Source organism: Blastococcus capsensis (assembly GCF_030165005.1).
GTDB lineage: Bacteria > Actinomycetota > Actinomycetes > Mycobacteriales > Geodermatophilaceae > Blastococcus > Blastococcus capsensis.
Genome location: NZ_JASNNW010000016.1, coordinates 11,120 through 27,732 on the forward strand (window position 1 = coordinate 11,120; position 16,613 = coordinate 27,732).

The 16,613-nt window shown below is 72.8% G+C and carries 14 protein-coding genes; 9 read left to right on the forward strand and 5 right to left on the reverse strand.

Translation table 11 applies throughout. The features are described from left to right. Positions 1-40: 40 nt before the first annotated feature. From ilvD to ilvC, 5 genes are all read left to right on the forward strand, one after another. Positions 41-1,765, forward strand: coding sequence for a dihydroxy-acid dehydratase (gene ilvD, locus QOZ86_RS14365; protein WP_284492662.1), 1,725 nt, complete (start codon positions 41-43; stop codon positions 1,763-1,765). Then, entirely contained in the window at positions 1,762-4,647 is a 2,886-nt protein-coding gene (locus QOZ86_RS14370; RefSeq protein WP_284492663.1) for a putative bifunctional diguanylate cyclase/phosphodiesterase, read from the forward strand. The genes ilvD and QOZ86_RS14370 overlap by 4 nt, the downstream gene beginning before the upstream one ends. Positions 4,648-4,881: 234 nt before the next feature. Further along, a complete protein-coding gene (locus QOZ86_RS14375; protein WP_284492664.1) occupies positions 4,882-6,771 on the forward strand; it encodes an acetolactate synthase large subunit in 1,890 nt (629 codons plus the stop codon). 144 nt (positions 6,772-6,915) lie between these two features. Further along, positions 6,916-7,443: an acetolactate synthase small subunit gene (ilvN, locus tag QOZ86_RS14380; protein WP_284492665.1), complete on the forward strand. Its 528-nt coding sequence runs from the start codon at positions 6,916-6,918 to the stop codon at positions 7,441-7,443. Between the two features lie 18 nt (positions 7,444-7,461). Then, the gene (gene ilvC / locus QOZ86_RS14385; protein ID WP_284492666.1) at positions 7,462-8,535 is read left to right on the forward strand and encodes a ketol-acid reductoisomerase; all 1,074 of its coding nucleotides are present in this window, start codon (positions 7,462-7,464) and stop codon (positions 8,533-8,535) included. Between the two features lie 63 nt (positions 8,536-8,598). On the opposite strand, the gene QOZ86_RS14390 is transcribed toward ilvC, so the two are convergent. The 3 genes from QOZ86_RS14390 to QOZ86_RS14400 form a co-directional block, all read right to left on the reverse strand. After that, positions 8,599-9,192 carry a hypothetical protein gene (locus QOZ86_RS14390; RefSeq protein WP_284492667.1) on the reverse strand — a complete coding sequence of 198 codons (594 nt, stop codon included), beginning with the start codon at positions 9,190-9,192 and terminating at the stop codon, positions 8,599-8,601. 127 nt (positions 9,193-9,319) lie between these two features. After that, positions 9,320-9,628, reverse strand: a complete 309-nt coding sequence (locus tag QOZ86_RS14395) for a hypothetical protein (RefSeq protein ID WP_284492668.1) — start codon at positions 9,626-9,628, stop codon at positions 9,320-9,322. 21 nt (positions 9,629-9,649) lie between these two features. Beyond that, the gene (locus QOZ86_RS14400; RefSeq protein WP_284492669.1) at positions 9,650-10,033 is read right to left on the reverse strand and encodes a hypothetical protein; all 384 of its coding nucleotides are present in this window, start codon (positions 10,031-10,033) and stop codon (positions 9,650-9,652) included. Positions 10,034-10,157: 124 nt separating this feature from the next. On the opposite strand from QOZ86_RS14400, the gene serA reads away from it, so the two are divergent. The 4 genes from serA to cimA all read left to right on the forward strand — a co-directional run bounded on the left by serA (position 10,158) and on the right by cimA (position 15,633). Continuing rightward, positions 10,158-11,759 (forward strand): phosphoglycerate dehydrogenase, encoded by a 1,602-nt coding sequence (gene serA / locus QOZ86_RS14405; RefSeq protein WP_284492670.1) that lies wholly within the window; start codon positions 10,158-10,160, stop codon positions 11,757-11,759. A 16-nt stretch (positions 11,760-11,775) separates the two neighbouring features. Further along, positions 11,776-12,798, forward strand: coding sequence for a 3-isopropylmalate dehydrogenase (locus tag QOZ86_RS14410; protein ID WP_284492671.1), 1,023 nt, complete (start codon positions 11,776-11,778; stop codon positions 12,796-12,798). Positions 12,799-12,974: 176 nt separating this feature from the next. After that, positions 12,975-13,610: a YceI family protein gene (locus QOZ86_RS14415; protein ID WP_284492672.1), complete on the forward strand. Its 636-nt coding sequence runs from the start codon at positions 12,975-12,977 to the stop codon at positions 13,608-13,610. Positions 13,611-14,052: 442 nt separating this feature from the next. Then, complete coding sequence (cimA, locus tag QOZ86_RS14420; protein ID WP_284492673.1) at positions 14,053-15,633, forward strand: citramalate synthase; 1,581 nt, start codon at positions 14,053-14,055, stop codon at positions 15,631-15,633. 152 nt (positions 15,634-15,785) lie between these two features. Here the strand turns inward: cimA and QOZ86_RS14425 are convergent, their stop codons facing one another. Both QOZ86_RS14425 and QOZ86_RS14430 read right to left on the reverse strand, forming a co-directional pair. Next, positions 15,786-16,112 carry a putative quinol monooxygenase gene (locus QOZ86_RS14425; protein WP_284492674.1) on the reverse strand — a complete coding sequence of 109 codons (327 nt, stop codon included), beginning with the start codon at positions 16,110-16,112 and terminating at the stop codon, positions 15,786-15,788. A 96-nt stretch (positions 16,113-16,208) separates the two neighbouring features. Then, positions 16,209-16,586, reverse strand: a complete 378-nt coding sequence (locus QOZ86_RS14430) for a VOC family protein (RefSeq protein ID WP_284492675.1) — start codon at positions 16,584-16,586, stop codon at positions 16,209-16,211. Positions 16,587-16,613: the final 27 nt, after the last annotated feature.

The window sequence follows — 16,613 nt, forward strand, 5'->3', positions numbered from 1 at the left end:
CTCGACAGCGGGCGCCGCCGCAGGCCTACCATCCCCGACCGTGACGATCGGCGAGGACCTCATCCCCGGCAACGAGCCCGCGAGCGGGACGCACAGCCCGCTCAAGCCCCGCAGCTACGAGGTGACCGACGGGCTGGCCAAGGCGCCGGCGCGGGCGATGCTCCGTGCGGTGGGCATGGGCGACGACGACTTCGCCAAGCCGCAGATCGGTGTCGCGTCGTCGTGGAACGAGATCACCCCGTGCAACCTGTCGCTGGACCGGCTGGCCAAGCGGGCCAAGGAGGGCGTGCACGCAGCAGGCGGCTTCCCGCTGGAGTTCGGCACGATCTCGGTCTCCGACGGCATCTCGATGGGCCACGAGGGGATGCGCGCCTCGCTGGTGTCCCGGGAGGTCATCGCCGACTCGGTGGAGACGGTGATGTTCGCCGAGCGGCTGGACGGCTCGGTGCTGCTGGCCGGGTGCGACAAGTCGCTGCCGGGCATGCTGATGGCCGCCGCCCGGCTCGACCTCGCCAGCGTGTTCCTGTACTCGGGGTCGACGATGCCGGGCAAGCTGGGCGACCGCGACCTCACGATCATCGACGTCTTCGAGGGCGTCGGTGCCTGCGCCCGGGGGCTGATCACCCAGGACGAGCTGGACGCGATCGAGCGCGCGGCCTGTCCCGGTCAGGGCTCCTGCGGTGGCATGTACACCGCCAACACGATGGCCAGCGTCGCCGAGGCCCTCGGCATGGCGCTGCCCGGCAGCGCCGCCCCACCGGCCCCCGACAGCCGGCGCGACGCGTACGCGGTCGCCTCCGGCGAAGCGGTGGTCAACCTGCTCCGCAAGGGCATCACCGCGCGCCAGATCATGACCCGGGAGGCGTTCGAGAACGCGATCACCGTGGTCATGGCGCTCGGCGGCTCGACCAACGCCGTGCTGCACCTGCTCGCCATCGCGCACGAGGCGCAGGTCGATCTCACGCTCGACGACTTCAACCGCATCGGCGACCGCACGCCGCACCTTGCCGATGTGAAGCCCTTCGGCCGGTTCGTCATGACCGACGTCGACCGGGTCGGTGGCGTGCCGGTCGTCCTGCGCGCGCTGCTCGACGCTGGGCTGCTGCACGGGGACACGCTCACCGTGACCGGGAAGACGATGGCCGAGAATCTGGCCGAGATCGCCCCGCCGGACCTCGACGGCACGATCGTGCACGCGATGAGCGACCCGATCCACGCGACCGGTGGGCTCAGCATCCTGCGCGGTTCGCTGGCTCCGGAGGGGGCGGTGGTGAAGTCCGCCGGCTTCGACGCCGACGTCTTCGAGGGCACCGCGCGGGTGTTCGACGGCGAGCAGGGCGCCATGGACGCCGTCACCGACGGCACGTTGCAGCCCGGTGACGTCGTCGTCATCCGTTACGAGGGCCCCCGGGGCGGGCCGGGCATGCGCGAGATGCTCGCGGTCACCGGGGCCATCAAGGGCGCCGGCCTGGGCAAGGACGTCCTGCTGCTGACCGACGGCCGCTTCTCCGGCGGGACCACCGGGCTGTGCATCGGCCACGTCGCCCCCGAGGCCACCGACGGCGGGCCGATCGCCTTCGTCCGCGACGGCGACCGGATCCGGCTGGACCTGACCACCCGCACCCTGGACCTGCTGGTCGACGCTGACGAGCTGGCCCGCCGGGCGGACGGCTGGGCCCCGCTGCCGCCGCGGTACACGACCGGGGTGCTCGGCAAGTACGCGAAGCTGGTCGGCTCGGCCGCGCAGGGCGCCATCTGCGGGTGACCCCACGGGGTGACGCCGGGCGCGCACAGCTGCGTCGCACCCGCCCGGCTGCCGACCAGACGGATGTGGACCTGGGCGGACGGCGGTGGGACGCCGGTGCACCGTTGAGGTTCCTCGACCTGCCGTTCGCGCCCCCACCCCGCTCGGTCGTCCCCGCCGCGCCGGTGAGCGCCGCCCCGGCGTCCGCACTGCGGGAGTCGCGGCTGTTCCTCGTCCTGCTCGCCGCGCTGTCCCTCTGCGGAGGCTCCGTCCGCGTGGTGCTCGGCACGCGGGTGGAGCTCGTGCTGCCCCTCCTGCTGGGATTCGCTGCCGCCGCCACCGCGGTCGTCGTCCACCGGCACTCCGCGTGGCTGGACCGGCGCTCGCGCCGGCCGTGGCGGCTGCTCGCCGTGGCCTGCGGGCTGCTGGCCACCGGTCAGCTGGTCAGCGTCCTCGACCCCGCCATCGGGCAGGCGCAGAGCGTGGCTGCGCACGTCCCGCAGGTGCTCGCCGTGCCGCTGGCCCTGGCGGCCTGCCTGCTGCTGTCGTCCCACGACGGCCGGCGCGCGGGTCCGCGGGAGCTGTTGGACGGCGCGATCGTCGTGGTCGCACTGGCCTTGCTGGCCGGTCTGGTGCTGTGCCAGGTGGTGGTCGGCAGCCGTGGTGCGGCCGGGTTCCTGCTCACCATGGGCTATCCCCTTGCGGGAGCGCTGTCGTGCGGCGTCGCCCTCGTGGTCGTCTCCCGGACGGCGGGGAGCCGCCGACGTCCGGCGGTGTGGGTGCTGGTGGCGATGGTCGGGGCGTCGGTCGCCGCGGTCGCCGGCGCGCTCGCCCCGGCGCTGGGGAACACGTCGTCCGACCTGCTGATCGGCGTCGCCTGGGCGGGAATGCTGGCGGCGGCGGTCCGCGCCGTGGACACCGATCCCGGGCACCTCCCCCCGCAGCCGGAGGCCGACACCGGGCTGCCGCTGTTCGGCCTCGTCGTCAGCCACGCCACGGCCTACGGCGTGGCGGGCATCGTGGTGGCGGTGCTGGGCGCCGGGCACACCTTCTGCACCTTCGAGCGGATCGCCATCGGGCTGCTCGTGCTCTGCACCTCGCTGCGCAGCCTGCTGTGGGTCCTCGACGGCGGCCGGCTGACCCGCCGGCTGCTGGAGACCGAGGCCTACTTCCGCGCGCTGGCCGCCAGCGCCGAGGACGTCACCGTCGTCCTCGACCGTGACGGGACGGTCCGCTGGGTCTCCGGCGCGACCCTGAGCCAGCTGGGCTGGACCGGCCAGGAGCTGACCGGCCGGCGGCTGGCCGACCTGGTCGACCCCGCCGATCGCCCGATCCTGGCGCGCGTGGTCGCCGACGTGGGCCGCGCCGCCGCGACGACCCGGCCCATCGTCCGGCTGCGCACCTCCGAGGGCGGCCAGCGGGACGTGAAGCTCTCCGGTGCCGCCCGGGCCGGTGTTCCGGGCACGGCCCTGCGGGACGGCCTCGTGCTGCACCTGCGCGACGTGACCGAACGGCGCACCGCCCAGCGCGAGCTGGAGCGGATGGCCTTCACCGACTACCTGACCGGGCTGCCCAACCGGGCCCGGTTCATGGCCGCTCTCGAGGAGGCCCGGGCGCGCGCCGCCGCCGGGCACCCGAGCTGCGTGCTGCTCCTCGACCTCGACGGTTTCAAGGCGGTCAACGACGGGGCCGGCCACGACGCCGGTGACCAGCTGCTCGTCCAGGTGGCCGACCAACTGCGCGCGGGAGCGCGCGAGCAGGACCTGGTGGCCCGCCTGGGCGGTGACGAGTTCGCCCTCCTGGTGCCCGGCGGGCCCGACGAGGCGACCGGTCTGGCCGAGCGGCTGGTCGTCGCGCTGGACCGCTCCTTCCGGGCGTCCACCCCGGGGCAGGACGGCACCGGGCCCATGTTCGTCGTCTCGGGCAGCATCGGGCTGGCCGAGCTCGACGGCTCCGGCGACGTTCCGGCCATCGTCCGCCAGGCGGACCTGGCGCTGCGGGCCGCGAAGGCCGCCGGAAAGCGCTGCGTGCGCTCCTCCGGAGAGGCGATCGACGACGCTGCCGGCCGGCGCACCCGGCTGGCGCGTGACCTGCCGGCGGCGATCGAGGAGGGGCAGCTGCGCGTGCTCTACCAGCCGGTCGTCGGTGTGCACGACCGGCGGGTGCTGGGTCTGGAGGCGCTCGTGCGCTGGGAGCACCCGCTGCTCGGCACGGTTCCGCCCGACGAGTTCATCCATCTCGCGGAGGAGGACGGCCTCATCGTCCCGCTGCAGCGCTGGGTGCTCGAGGTGGCCACCCGCCAGGCTGCGGTGCTGATGGCCGACGGCTGGGACGTGCAGATGGGCGTCAACGTGTCCGTGCGGCACCTGCTGGCCGGCTGCCTGGTGCCCGACGTCGCCGCGGCGCTGGCCGCCGCCCAGCTGCCGTCGGGGAAGCTGATCCTGGAGCTGACCGAGTCGGTGCTGCTGGACGCGGCCCAGGACCGGCTGGTCGCCGACCTGGAGACCCTGCGGGGGATGGGTGTCGTGCTCTCGCTCGACGACTTCGGCCGCGGCTGGTCCTCCCTGGCCTACCTGGCCCGGCTGCCCGTCCAGATCCTGAAGATGGACCGGGAGTTCGTGGCCGGGATCGAGACGGACCCTCGCGGGCGTGCCCTGGTGGCCGGCGTCGTGGAACTCGGCCGGACGCTCGGCATGGACGTCGTCGCCGAGGGTGTGGAGAACGAGGAGCAGGTCGCCGAACTGCGGGGCATGAACTGCCGCTACCTCCAGGGCTACCTCTTCGGGCGCCCGATGCCGTTCGCGGACCTGCGCGCGCTGCTGGACACGTTCGACGCGGCTGTCCTGGACGTGGAGGTGTCGGAAATGGACGCCGGTGTCCATCTGGTGGGACGCGACGGTTGACGGCGGCGGGTCGGGAGGCGCAGAGTATCCACGTGCCTCGCACCAGCATGCTCGCCGACGCCGGCACCCGCGGCGTCCTCGTAATCGCGTAGCGCGTCCGGTCACCGACCGACGCGCTGACCCTTCGTGCCCGTGGCACGAGGGGTTTTTTGTTGGCCGTGATCTGCCGCACAGCGAGCACGCCGCCCGTCGCACCAGCCCGTACCACGCCGCAAGGCACAGGAGATCCGCGCGATGACCAGCACCCAGCACGAGGCCCCGGGCTCCGAGGCCGCCACCCGCGAGGCTGCCGCGGCGCTGACCGGCGTCGAGACCACGGCCCGCTCCCTGGCCGACGCCGCCGCCGAGCCGGCCACCGGCATCACCGGCGCGCAGAGCCTCGTCCGCTCCCTCGAGGCAGCCGGCGTCGACGTGGTCTTCGGCATCCCGGGCGGCGCGATCCTGCCCGCGTACGACCCGCTGTTCGACTCCGCCGTGCGCCACGTGCTCGTCCGCCACGAGCAGGGCGCCGGCCACGCGGCCACCGGGTACGCCCAGGCCACCGGCCGGGTCGGCGTCTGCATCGCGACCTCCGGCCCGGGGGCCACGAACCTGGTGACCCCGCTGGCCGACGCCTACATGGACTCGGTGCCGATCGTCGCCATCACCGGCCAGGTCCCCAGCGCGGCCATCGGCACCGACGCCTTCCAGGAGGCGGACATCCGTGGCATCACGATGCCGGTCACCAAGCACAACTTCCTCGTGACCAGCGCGGCGGAGATCCCGCAGCGGATCGCCGAGGCGTTCCACCTGGCCTCCACCGGCCGCCCCGGGCCGGTCCTGGTCGACATCCCCAAGGACGTCCTGCAGGCCACCACCGACTTCGCCTGGCCGCCGCGCCTGGACCTGCCCGGGTACAAGCCGACCACGCGCCCGCACGGCAAGCAGGTGCGTGAGGCGGCCACCCTGATCGCCGGCGCCCGCCGGCCGGTGCTCTACGTCGGTGGAGGTGTGCTGAAGGCGCGCGCCACCGAGGAGCTGGCCGAGCTCGCCCGGCTGACCGGCGCCCCGGTCGTCACCACCCTCATGGCCCGCGGCGCGTTCCCCGACAGCGACCGCCAGCACCTCGGCATGCCGGGCATGCACGGCACCGTCGCGGCCGTGACCGCCCTGCAGAAGTCCGACGTCATCGTGGCCCTGGGGGCGCGCTTCGACGACCGCGTGACGGGGGAGCTGTCCAGCTTCGCGCCGGAGGCCCAGGTCGTGCACGCCGACATCGACCCGGCCGAGATCGGCAAGAACCGCAAGGCCGACGTGCCGATCGTGGGTGACGCCAAGGAGACGATCGCCCAGCTCACCGAGGCGTTGCGCGCCGAGCACGCGGCCGGCCGCGCGCCGGACCTCGCGGCCTGGTGGACGCAGCTGGACGACTGGCGGGAGCGCTACCCGCTCGGCTACGACTGGCCGGAGGACGGCGCGCTGTCGCCGCAGTACGTGATCGAGCGGCTGGGCGCGATCGCCGGCCCCGACGCGATCTACGCCTCCGGCGTCGGCCAGCACCAGATGTGGGCCGCCCAGTTCATCCGGTACGAGAAGCCGGGCACCTGGCTCAACAGCGGCGGCCTGGGCACCATGGGCTACGCCGTCCCGGCCGCCATGGGCGCCAAGTACGGCTGCCCCGACACGACGGTCTGGGCCATCGACGGCGACGGCTGCTTCCAGATGACCAACCAGGAGCTGGCCACCTGCGCCATCGAGGGGATCCCGGTCAAGGTCGCCGTCATCAACAACGGCAACCTCGGCATGGTCCGGCAGTGGCAGACCCTCTTCTACGAGGGGCGCTACTCCAACACCAAGCTGCAGGAGCGGGGGACCGGCGGCGGCGCGCGGCAGAAGCCGGTGCGCATCCCCGACTTCGTCACGCTGGCCGAGGCGCTCGGCTGCATCGGGCTCCGCTGCGAGAGCAGGGACGACGTCGACGCCGTCATCGAGAAGGCCATGGCGATCAACTACGCCCCGGTCGTGATCGACTTCGTCGTCGGCTCCGACGCCCAGGTGTGGCCGATGGTGGCCGCGGGCGCCAGCAACGACGCGATCCTGGCCGCGCGCGACGTGCGCCCGGTCTTCGGCGACGGACAGGTATAGCAGAAGGACCCCGTCCTCCTCACCCCTCGCAGGCTCGGGGTGAGCCTCGGGACGGGGCCACCCCCCACCCCTCGCTCCGCTCGGGGCGGGCCCCTGAAGGGGGGCCGTCACGGTGCCGGTCGATCTGAAAGGTCACCTTCCGCAATGTCACGCCACACGTTGTCGGTGCTGGTCGAGAACAAGTCCGGTGTGCTGGCCCGGGTCTCTGCGCTGTTCAGCCGGCGCGGGTTCAACATCGAGTCGCTGGCCGTCGGGCCGACCGAGAACCCCGACCTGTCCCGCATGACGATCGTCGTCGACGCGGAGAGCCAGCCGCTGGAGCAGATCACCAAGCAGCTGAACAAGCTCATCGAGATCATCAAGATCGTCGAGCTGGACGGCGACGCCGCCGTGCAGCGCGAGCTCCTGCTGGTCAAGGTGCGCGCCGCCGTGACCGAGCGAACCCAGGTGCTGCAGACCGCGGAGCTGTTCCGTGCCCGGGTCATCGACGTCAACACCGACACGGTGACGCTCGAGGCCACCGGGACGCCGGACAAGCTCCAGGCGCTGCTGGCGGTGCTCGCGCCGCTCGGCATCAAGGAGATGGCCCAGTCGGGCACCGTGGCCCTGGGCCGCGGCCCGCGGGCGATGTCGGGCGCCGGTACGTTGCGCCCGGTCGAGCGCACCGCCTGAACCTGGCCACCGGCCAAAATGGCCATTTTGGCCGCCAATCAACCTGAAGGAGTGCACCACCGCATGGCCGCCGAGATCTTCTACGACGACGACGCCGACCTCTCGATCATCCAGGGGCGCACCGTCGCCGTCCTGGGCTACGGCAGCCAGGGCCACGCCCACGCGCTGTCGCTGCGCGACTCGGGCGTCGACGTGCGCGTCGGCCTCCCCGAGGGCTCCAAGAGCCGCGCCAAGGCCGAGGCCCAGGGCCTCCGCGTCGTGACGCCGGCCGAGGCGTCCGCCGAGGCCGACCTGATCATGATCCTCGCACCGGACCACGTGCAGCGGACGCTCTACGCCGAGTCGGTGGAGCCGAACCTGCAGGACGGCGACGCGCTGTTCTTCGGCCACGGCTTCAACATCCGGTTCGGGTACATCAAGCCCCCGGCCGGCGTGGACGTGGCGATGGTCGCCCCCAAGGGCCCGGGTCACCTGGTGCGCCGGGAGTTCGAGAACGGCAAGGGCGTGCCCTGCCTCGTCGCCGTCGAGCAGGACGCCGGCGGCTCGGCGCTCCAGCTGGCGCTGTCCTACGCCGCGGCCATCGGCGGCACCCGAGCCGGGGTCATCAAGACCACGTTCGCCGAGGAGACCGAGACCGATCTGTTCGGTGAGCAGGCCGTGCTCTGCGGTGGCGCCAGCGCGCTGATCACCGCCGGGTTCGAGACGCTCACCGAGGCCGGCTACCAGCCCGAGGTGGCCTACTTCGAGTGCCTCCACGAGCTGAAGCTGATCGTCGACCTCATGTACGAGGGTGGCATCGCCAAGCAGCGCTGGTCGGTGTCGGACACCGCCGAGTACGGCGACTACACCTCCGGCCCGAAGGTCATCGACGCCCGCGTCAAGGAGTCGATGCAGGACGTGCTGGCGGCGATCAAGGACGGCTCCTGGGCCGCGGCGTTCATCGCCGATCAGGACGCCGGGGCGCCGGACTTCAAGGCCAAGCGGGCCGCCGCCGAGGCGCACCCGATCGAGGACACCGGGCGCAAGCTGCGCGGGCTGATGAGCTGGGTGTCGGCGTCGGACGACTACACCGGGACCGCTGCCCGGAATTGAGGCAGGACGCGAGACGACCCCCGCTGCGCGAGCAGCGGGGGTCGTCGTGCGTGTGGCCGTCGGTCAGACCGTCCGACCCCGCGAGGCGAAGTACTGGCGGGACTGGCCCGACCGCAGCAGCACCACGATGAGGACCGGCAGGACGAAGCCGAGCAGGCCGGTGAAGACGAAGCCCTGCTCTCGGATCAGCCCCCACACCAGGTAGAGCAGCTGGGTGACGATCGAGGCGTAGCTGCCCATGATCAGCAGCTTCGGGTCCTGTCCGCGCAGCACCTGGATGCCGCCGATCAGCAGCACGACGGCCGCCGCGAACGACAGCAGCGCCAGGATGCCCAGCAGCGCGTCGACCTCGAGCAGCGTGCCGAGGGCGAAGAGGCTGAGCAGGCCGCCGAGGGTGCCCAGCCCACCGATGACGACGCCGATGACCGCGGCGGCGGTCACCTGGGCCGGGCGCCGGCCGCTGGGAGCCTGGCCGTGGCCGGCGGGGGCGTTCGGATAGCCGCCGGGCGGGCTCCAGCCCTGAGCGGGCTGGCCGTAGCCCTGGCCGGGCTGGCCGTAGCCCTGGCCGGGCGGGGGACCCCAGCCGGGCTGGCCCTGCGGTTCACCGCCCTGCGGCTCGTCGGGACCGGAAACGGGACCGTGCGTGGGGCTGGACATGGCGGCGTCCTCCTGCGGCTGCGGCGGCCGCGCTGGCCACCTGATGGCGGGTCGTGGCTGATCGTCACACAGCGGCACGGCATCCGGGCAGCGCAGCGAGCGACCGTCGCTTGCCGGACCACCCGGATCAGTGACCGGTGCGGCGGTACCGGTGCGCGGTGAAGAACTGCGTGGCGGACTTCGTGCTGAGCAGCACGACGATCGCCGCGGAGGCCAGCAGGAACAGCAGGTTCCCCACGATGTCGGCGGCGCCGCTGCCGGCGAGGCTGCCGAGCATGCCGAGCACGGCGACCACGAGCGCCACGGAGCCGCCGACGAGCAGCAGCACCCGGCTGCGCCCGGTCAGCGCCCACACCGAGCCCCAGATCATCACGACCGTCCAGACCATGGCGAGCAGGCCGACGACCAGCAGGGCGCCGCCGACCGCGCCGGCCATCGAGCCGAACCCCGGGATCTCCTACTCGAGGTCGTCCCCGGCGGTGGTGGCGGCCGCGCCCACGATGATGAGGAAGAAGCTGATCAGGACGCCGAAGGCCCCGAAGACGAAGCCGAGCACCGCCGCGGTGATCACCCCGCCGGGCTTGGCGGGGGCCGCGGACGCGCCGTAGGGCTGCTCGAAGCCCGCCGGCCGGCCGTACTGCCGGCCGTACTGGTAGGGCTGCTGGCCGTAGGAGGCCGGCGTCGTGAACTGCTGCGGGTAGCCAGGATCGCCGTACTGCGGCTGACCGTGCTCCGGCTGGCCGTACCGGGCCTGGTCGTGCTGGGCCCGGTCGTGCTGGGGTTCGCTGCCGGGACCGGAGGGCTGGGACTCGGAACGACCGTGGTCGTCGGGCTGGCTCACTGTTCTCCTCCGTCGGCGCCGGACCATTCCGGCTCGCCGACGTCAGGATGTCGAGGCGCCCCCACGGGAGCAAGGACTCTGGCGTTCGGCCCGCGGCTCCGCCGCCTCCCTAGGCTGTCCACCCGTGACCGCGCCCGCGCCCGTCGTCCTGATCGCCGAAGAACTCGCGCCCAGCGTCCTGGAGGTGCTCGGGACCGACGTCGAGATCCGCCACGTCGACGGCGCCGACCGGTCGGCACTGCTGCCCGCGCTCGCCGAGGCAGCTGCCGTGATGATCCGCAGCGCGACGCAGATCGACGCCGAGGCGCTCGCGGCAGCCCCGGCCCTGGAGGTGGTCGCCCGCGCGGGGATCGGCTTGGACAACGTCGACGTGGCCGTCGCCACCGGGCGCGGCGTCATGGTGGTGAACGCACCCACCTCCAACATCGTCAGCGCCGCCGAGCACGCCGTGGCCCTGCTGCTGGCCGCCGCCCGGCGCATCCCGGCCGCCGACGCGTCGCTGCGCGAGGGGCAGTGGAAGCGGTCGGCGTTCACCGGCGTCGAGGTGACCGAGAAGACCGTCGGCGTGGTGGGCCTCGGGCGCATCGGCCAGCTGGTCGCCCAGCGGCTGGCGGCGTTCGGCGTCGAGCTGATCGCCTACGACCCGTACATCCAGCCGGGGCGGGCCGCCCAGCTGGGCGTGCGCATGGTGTCGCTCGAGGAGCTGCTCCGGGAGTCGGACTTCCTCACCGTCCACCTGCCCAGGACGCCGGAGACCCTCGGGCTCATCGGCGCCGCCGAGCTGGCCACCACCAAGCGGGGCGTGATCATCGTCAACGCCGCCCGGGGTGGGCTGGTCGACGAGGCGGCACTGGCCGACGCGCTGCGGTCGGGCCAGGTGGGCGCGGCCGGCATCGACGTCTACGCCACCGAGCCGTGCACCGACAGCCCGCTGTTCGGCCTGCCGAACACCGTCGTCACCCCGCACCTGGGCGCCTCGACGACGGAGGCCCAGGACAAGGCGGGCGCCGCGGTCGCGCGGTCGGTCCGGCTGGCTCTGCAGGGCGAGTTCGTGCCGGATGCGGTGAACGTGCAGGCCGGCGGCGTGGTCGCCGAGGACGTGCGCCCGGGGCTCCCGCTGGCCGAGAAGCTGGGCCGGGTGTTCACCTCCGTCGCCGGCGGCCTGGCGCAGTCGGTGACCGTGGACGTCCGCGGCAAGCTCGCCGAGTTCGACGTCTCGGTGCTGTCCCTGGCCGTGCTGAAGGGCGTCTTCTCCGACGTCGTCGAGGAGCAGGTCACCTACGTCAACGCCCCGCTGCTCGCCGAGAAACGCGGCCTGGAGATCGCCCTGACCAGCGACCCGGAGAGCCCGACCTACCGCAACTACGTCCGGATCTGCGGCGCCATGGCCGATGGCACCCAGGTGACCGTCTCCGGCACGCTGTTCGGCAAGAACCAGGCGCCGCGGCTGACCGAGGTCGCCGGGTTCGAGATCGACCTGGCCGCGTCGGGCCACCTGCTGTTCTTCGTCTACGCCGACCGGCCGGGGATCGTCGGTGCGGTCGGGGCGGCGCTGGGGGAGGCCGGGATCAACATCGCCGGCGCCCAGGTCAGCCGGGCCGACGAGGGGGGTGAGGCGCTCATGGCCGTCACCGTGGACAGCCCCGTCGGGGCCGAGCTGCTCGAGGAGATCGCCGGGCGCATCGGGGCGAAGGACGCCCGGGCCGCCGACCTCACCACCCTCTGACCTAGGGTCGCTTCCCATGCGCCTGGCAGTGATCCCTGGAGACGGCATCGGCCCGGAGGTCGTGGCGGAGGGACTGAAGGTCCTCCGCGCGGTCGCCCCCGACCTGGAGACGACCCAGTACGACCTCGGGGCGGCCCGGTGGCAGCGGACCGGTGAGCTGCTCCCGGACACCGTGCTCGACGAGCTGCGCCAGCACGACGCGATCCTGCTCGGCGCGATCGGCGACCCGAGCGTGCCGCCGGGCATCCTCGAGCGCGGCCTGCTGCTGCGGCTGCGGTTCGAGCTCGACCACCACGTCAACCTGCGGCCGGCGAAGCTGTTCGACGGTGTCCGCAGCCCGCTGGCCGCTCCCGGCCCGATCGACATGCTCTGCGTCCGGGAAGGCACCGAGGGCCCCTACGTGGGCAACGGCGGTGTGCTGCGCCGCGACACCCCGCACGAGGTCGCGACCGAGGTCAGCCTCAACACCGCGTTCGGGGTCGAGCGGGTGGTCCGGTACGCCTTCGAGCGGGCGGCCGCGCGCCCGCGCAAGCACCTGACCCTGATCCACAAGACCAACGTCCTCACCCACGCCGGCGGGCTGTGGTCCCGCACGGTCGAGGAGGTCTCGGTCGAGTTCCCCGAGATCACCGTCGCCTACCAGCACGTCGACGCCGCCTCGATGTTCTTCATCACCGACCCGGGCCGCTACGACGTCATCGTCACCGACAACCTCTTCGGCGACATCGTCACCGACATCGCCGCCGCGGTGACCGGGGGGATCGGGCTGGCCGCGAGCGGGAACCTCGACGCCTCGGGCAGCAACCCGAGCATGTTCGAGCCCGTCCACGGCTCCGCGCCCGACATCGCCGGCCAGGGCGTCGCCGACCCGACCGCGACCGTCCTGTCGGTCGGGCTGCTCCTGGACCACCTGGGTCGGGGGGAGCAGGCCCGCAAGGTCGACGCCGCCGTCGCGTTCGACCTGTCCACCCGCGACCCGCAGCAGCCGCTCCGTACCACCGACGTCGGCGACCGTCTCGCCGCGCTCGCCGGCGGCTGACCGACCCTCGAGGCCCGAGTTCCTCCGGGCCTTGGGGTCAGCAACACCTACCCGACCAGGATCAGCTCGACCGGGAACTGCGGGAGCTGACCGGTGGCCGGGGTGACGCCCGGTCCCGGCTGACCGGCACGGGCAGGCTTCAGCGAAGATGGGGCCGATCTGGGGAAGGGGCCGACGTGGCCAAGCATCGCGCGCCCGACGGGGCGTCCACGGACTTCGAGGCGGCGACGACCGCCCTGGAAGACCTCACCGGCATGTACACCATCGACGTCGCACACACCCGGATAGGCATCCGGGCCCGGCACGCCATGGTCACCACCGTTCGTGGGGCCTTCACTGATTTCACGGGCGAGGCGTCACTGCAGCCGGTGGACCCGTCGGCCAGCTCGGTCGCCATCCGCATCCGGACGGCCAGCATCGAGACGGGCAATGCCGACCGCGACGCCCACCTGCGCTCGGCCGACTTCCTCGACGTCGAGACCCATCCCGAGATGGTCTTCCGGTCCACCGCCGTCGAGCAGGTGGACGATGACGTCTTCGCCGTCACCGGCGACCTGACGATCAAGGACGTGACCCGGCCGGTCACGGTGGAGTTCACGCTGACGGGGTCGGCGCGGGACCCGTTCGGCAACATGCGGGTCGGCTTCGAGGGCGCGCTGGCGATCCAGCGCAGCGCCTGGGGGCTGACTTGGAACACCCCGCTGGACACCGGCGGCGTGCTGATCAGCGACCGCATCCAGGTGGAGTTCGACGTCTCGGCCATCCGCAACGGTCAGGTGTACCGACCAGAGACGTTGGTCGGGGACGTGTGACGACACGATCTGACTGATCCTGTTCGGGGAGGACCTCCGGACGTGGGGTGGAGCTGCTCAAGGCCGACCACTCGCACGATCCTGAGGTCGGCACCTCCCACGCTGACGCCGCTGACTCCACGCCGCTGACTTCGGTTCGGTCGCGCCGTCGTCGAGGACGGCTGGTCGACGCCGCACACCGGCTCGAGCTCCGCGTTGCGTAGTAGGCCCGACCTTCCGGTCGCCGGGTCCCTTCCCGGCATCGGCCCTCGGTCGGCAACCCGTCCACGGACCCGGCCATGCCGACGTCCGTGGACGCGGCTGTCCGTGGTCTACTCGACGGTGATGTCTGTCCGATGCACGACCATCATCGCCTAGCGCGCAGTCCCTCCCGACTGCGCGCCGACCTCCCGTACCCGGGGGGTCTTTTTCGTGTTCGGGCCCACCTTCCCGCGGAGATCCCATGACCAGCACCGGCTTCCACGTCTTCGACACGACGCTGCGCGACGGCGCGCAGCGGGAGGGGGTCAGCTACTCGGTCGCCGACAAGCTCGCGGTGGCCCGCCTGCTCGACGAGATCGGGGTCGGCTACATCGAGGGCGGATGGCCCGGCGCCCTGCCCAAGGACACCGAGTTCTTCGCCCGGGCGCGCACCGAGCTGCAGTTGAAGCACGCGCAGCTGGTCGCGTTCGGCTCGACCCGCAAGGCCGGGGTCGCGGTGGAGGACGACGTCCAGGTGCAGGCCCTGCTGGACGCGCAGACCCCGGTGGTGTGCCTGGTGGCCAAGTCCGACGTCCGGCACGTGCGGGAGGCGCTGCGCACCACGCTGGAGGAGAACCTGGCGATGGTGGCCGACACCGTCGCCTTCCTGGTCGGGCACGGCCGGCGGGTGTTCGTCGACTGCGAGCACTTCTTCGACGGCTACGCCGCCGACCCTGAGTACGGCGTGCAGGTGCTGGACGCGGCGTTCGCCGCGGGCGCGGAGGTCGGCGTCCTGTGCGACACCAACGGCGGCATGCTGCCGATGGGCGTCGGGCGGGTCGTCGCCGACGTGCGGGCGCGCACCAGCGGGAAGCTCGGCATCCACTGCCAGGACGACACCGGCTGCGCCGTCGCCAACACCCTCGCCGCGGTCGAGGCCGGGGTGACCCACGTGCAGGGCACGGCGAACGGCTACGGGGAGCGGGCGGGCAACGCCGACACCTTCGTGCTGGTCGCCAACCTGGTCACCAAGATGGGTATCCCCGCGGTGCCGGCCGAGTGCCTGCCGGAGCTGCAGCGGGTCAGCCACGCCATCGCGGAGCTGGCCAACATCGCCCCCGACGACCACCAGCCCTACGTGGGGGCCTCGGCGTTCGCGCACAAGGCGGGTCTGCACGCCAGCGCCATCAAGGTCAGCCCGGGGTTGTACAACCACCTCGAGCCCGCCGTCGTGGGCAACGACATGCGCATCCTGGTCACCGAGATGGCCGGCCGGGCGTCGGTCGAGCTCAAGGGCCGGGAGCTCGGTGTGGACCTCGCCGGCCAGGCCGACGCCGTCGGCCGGGTCGTCGACCAGGTGAAGGTCCTGGAGGCCGACGGCTGGTCCTTCGAGGCGGCCGATGCCTCCTTCGAGCTGCTGCTGCGGTCCCAGCTGCCCGAGGCCCCGCCGCCGCTGTTCGAGCTGGAGAGCTACCGGACGTCGGTGGAGCACTGGGGCAACGGCGTGGTGGTCAGCGAAGCCACGGTGAAGGTGCACGTCGACGGGCAGCGGATCATCAGCACCGGTGAGGGCAACGGCCCGGTCAACGCGCTGGACAACGCGCTACGGCAGGCGCTGGTGAGCCGCTACCCGCAACTGGCCGACGTCGCGCTGGCCGACTACAAGGTGCGCATCCTGGGCTGGAGGGGGGGCACGAGCGCCACCACCCGGGTGCTCATCGACACCACCGACGGGGTGGGGGAGTGGACCACCGTCGGGGTGCACGCCAACATCGTCGAGGCGTCGTGGCACGCCCTGGTGGACGCGCTCACCTACGCCGTCCTGCGCCGTCCTCAGCCGTAGCGGGCGACGACGTTCGAGCGGCTGAGCCCCGCTGCCGTCGCTGGATCTCGACGCCTACGCCGGGGAGTGTCCCGACGGCGGGCCGTTCGACTCCAGCCTGCGACGACCCGTAGCGGGGCGACGCATAGCGGAAAGCGGCGCACGACCGAGGGTCAGCGCGGCTGGATCTCCCCCATCGGGGCCCAGCCGGAGACGTCGGGCGCATCCACGTAGATGATCTGCGGCTGGGCCGCCACCAGCTCCGGCGCCCGGTCGACGAAACGCTTGAAGGCGTCGGTGGCCACGTGCGCCCCGCCGGCGGCGGCGTCCCGGAAGCCCTCGACGCAGACGAACGTGTCCGGCTCCTCGAGGCTCCGGGACCACTCGAAGAACAGCGAGCCCTCCTCGGCGTTCACCGCTCGGGCGTAGTCGGCGGCCAGCCCGGCCCATTCGTCGGCGCGGTCGGGGCGGACGGGGAACTTCACGACGATGAGGATCACGGTGACATTGTCGGCCTCCGGCCGACACCGCGGCCAATTGCCGTCCACTGCTTGGCGGAGCCTCCGACCCCCGGCCCCCGCGACCGATCCACCCGGTTACGGGTCGAGCCGGGTCCTCAGCAGGCAGAACTCGTTGCCCTCGGGATCGGCCAAGACGTGGAAGCTCTCGTCACCGGACTGACCGACGTCGGCCGGCGTCGCGCCCAGGTCGAGCAGCCGCTGCAGCTCGGCGTCCTGGTCCCGGTCGGTGGGGCTGAGATCGATGTGCAGCCGCACCTTGCCGGGGGTCGGGTCGGCGACCGGCTGGAAGACGAGCGTGGGCGCCGGCCCGCCGAAACCCGCCTCGGGCCCGATCTCGACCTCCCCGTTCTCCTCCCGGCCGAGCACCCGGTAGTCCAGCACCGCCGCCCAGAAGGCGGCCAGCGCCTCGGGGTTCCGGCTGTCGACGACGAGCTCGGAGAAGCGGCAGGCCATGGCCAGACGCTAGGCCGGGAGGCGCCC

Excerpts from the sequence above, each read along its gene's own strand:
- QOZ86_RS14375 (WP_284492664.1), top strand. The coding sequence starts at position 4,882 with ATGACCAGCACCCAGCACGAGGCCCCGGGCTCCGAGGCCGCCACCCGC.
- ilvN (WP_284492665.1), top strand. The coding sequence starts at position 6,916 with ATGTCACGCCACACGTTGTCGGTGCTGGTCGAGAACAAGTCCGGTGTG.
- ilvC (WP_284492666.1), top strand. The coding sequence starts at position 7,462 with ATGGCCATTTTGGCCGCCAATCAACCTGAAGGAGTGCACCACCGCATG.
- QOZ86_RS14390 (WP_284492667.1), bottom strand. The coding sequence starts at position 9,192 with ATGTCCAGCCCCACGCACGGTCCCGTTTCCGGTCCCGACGAGCCGCAG.
- QOZ86_RS14395 (WP_284492668.1), bottom strand. The coding sequence starts at position 9,628 with ATGGCCGGCGCGGTCGGCGGCGCCCTGCTGGTCGTCGGCCTGCTCGCC.
- QOZ86_RS14410 (WP_284492671.1), top strand. The coding sequence starts at position 11,776 with ATGCGCCTGGCAGTGATCCCTGGAGACGGCATCGGCCCGGAGGTCGTG.
- cimA (WP_284492673.1), top strand. The coding sequence starts at position 14,053 with ATGACCAGCACCGGCTTCCACGTCTTCGACACGACGCTGCGCGACGGC.
- QOZ86_RS14430 (WP_284492675.1), bottom strand. The coding sequence starts at position 16,586 with ATGGCCTGCCGCTTCTCCGAGCTCGTCGTCGACAGCCGGAACCCCGAG.